Below are 1,530 nucleotides of genomic sequence, written 5' to 3'. Positions count from 1 at the left end.
GTCAGACGCGCGCCTTGCACCACAATCTGCGCGCCTGTGCTGCTTTCGGGTTTGATCAGAACAGGGTTCATATCAACATGAGGCGCAAGACCTGCCGCCTCAGCCTGCACCGCCTGTGCGCGACCAATCTCGCCCCCTTCAGGGCAGACAGCCGCATTGTTCGACATATTTTGTGGCTTAAACGGCGCAACATTGATGCCGCGCTTGCGCGCAGCACGGCACAGCCCCGCAACAAGCAATGATTTGCCCACATTCGACCCTGTGCCTTGGATCATGACAGCGGGCATAAGACCTTAGAACTCCACGCCTTTTTGCGCAACAATGCCTTGCTCACGGAATGGATGCTTGACCTCGGTCATCTCGGTCACAAGATCGGCAATCTCAATCAATTCGGGCTTGGCATTGCGACCCGTCAAAACAACATGGGTCATTTCTGGCTTCTCCGTGACCAAAAACTCTACCACCTCTAGGATCGGAAGATAATCATAGCGCAGAGCGATATTGATCTCGTCTAGAACAACCAATGACATATTGGGGTCTTTGATCATCGCTTTGGCTTCTTCCCAACCCGCACGCGCCGCTGCAATATCGCGCTCGCGGTCTTGGGTGTCCCACGTAAATCCTTCGCCCGACACAACAAACTTGCATTCATTCGCGAAATGTTTGCGTAGGAATTCCTTTTCGCCTGTCACCCATGTGCCTTTGATGAATTGCAGGACACCGCAAGGCATCCCATGGGCGATACAGCGCATAATCATCCCAAAAGCGGACGAGCTTTTGCCCTTGCCATTGCCTGTATGAACAATCACCAGACCTTTCTTCTCGCGCTTTTTCTCCGCCATCATACGATCGCGCGCGGCCTTAATCTTCTGCATCTTTGTCTTGTGGCGCGCGTTAAGGTCTTCCTCGCTCATGTCTCATCATCCTCGGCAAAATAAGGTGTCATCTGCGCGACTATGACCGAGTTTTCTTCCAAAGCGCGCATCATCAAAGCGCGTTCTTCTTCATCAATCTCAAGCCCCTGCGCCTCGCGTTCGGTCAAGGTGCCATAGCCCGTGACCTCAAGCGGGTTCATATCCGCCGTTTTCAGCACTGCAACCGTCTCGCGCACCGCTTCGGCCTCGTCCACGCCTGACGCATAGCACAACAGCCCCGCCCCCGTTGCGCTGGCAGGCAGGCCATCCCCCTCGCGGCGACCTAGTTCAACAACAAGCGTATAAACATCCTGCGCGCGCTTAGGCTTGGCAGCGGCATCTTTGCTTGGCTTTGGTGTATTTTCTTTGCTCATGGCTGCGGCATGGCCTGATTTCACAGAACAAGTCAAGCAAACCAGCGCATGTGACATGGTCACAGACCATCAGGGGCCAGTATGCGATGATCTCGCGTCGGCTATAGAAAGGAGTTTATATATGACTCGCAATGCTGGGATGATCGACCGCGCGCTTCGCGTGATCGTAGGCGTGGCTCTTATTGCCATTGTATTTGTTGGCCCGCAAACCGCTTGGGGTTGGGTGGGTCTGGTGCCTCTTT

The 1,530-nt window shown here is 54.4% G+C and carries 4 protein-coding genes; 1 reads left to right on the top strand and 3 read right to left on the bottom strand.

The window, feature by feature from the left end; genetic code table 11:
• The 3 genes from ACR0B3_RS23915 to ACR0B3_RS23905 form a co-directional block, all read right to left on the bottom strand.
• Positions 1-287, bottom strand: a 287-nt coding sequence (locus tag ACR0B3_RS23915; protein ID WP_480811229.1) for a nucleotide-binding protein, incomplete at its 3' end; no start/stop codon positions are given.
• A gap of 6 nt (positions 288-293) precedes the next feature.
• Complete coding sequence (cobO, locus tag ACR0B3_RS23910; protein WP_480811228.1) at positions 294-914, bottom strand: cob(I)yrinic acid a,c-diamide adenosyltransferase; 621 nt, start codon at positions 912-914, stop codon at positions 294-296.
• Positions 911-1,288: a hypothetical protein gene (locus tag ACR0B3_RS23905; RefSeq protein WP_340263050.1), complete on the bottom strand. Its 378-nt coding sequence runs from the start codon at positions 1,286-1,288 to the stop codon at positions 911-913. The genes cobO and ACR0B3_RS23905 overlap by 4 nt, the downstream gene beginning before the upstream one ends.
• Here ACR0B3_RS23905 and ACR0B3_RS23900 point away from each other — a divergent pair.
• Positions 1,287-1,530: YgaP family membrane protein (locus tag ACR0B3_RS23900; protein ID WP_480811227.1), on the top strand; the 244-nt coding region annotated here is incomplete at its 3' end. The two genes, ACR0B3_RS23905 and ACR0B3_RS23900, sit on opposite strands and share 2 nt — an antisense overlap.

The organism is Ruegeria sp. CE9 (assembly GCF_056537425.1).
This window is presented reverse-complemented; position numbering and strand designations above follow the sequence as displayed.

Coding starts and splice junctions, on each gene's coding strand:
- cobO (WP_480811228.1), bottom strand. CDS start 914: ATGAGCGAGGAAGACCTTAACGCGCGCCACAAGACAAAGATGCAGAAG.
- ACR0B3_RS23905 (WP_340263050.1), bottom strand. CDS start 1,288: ATGAGCAAAGAAAATACACCAAAGCCAAGCAAAGATGCCGCTGCCAAG.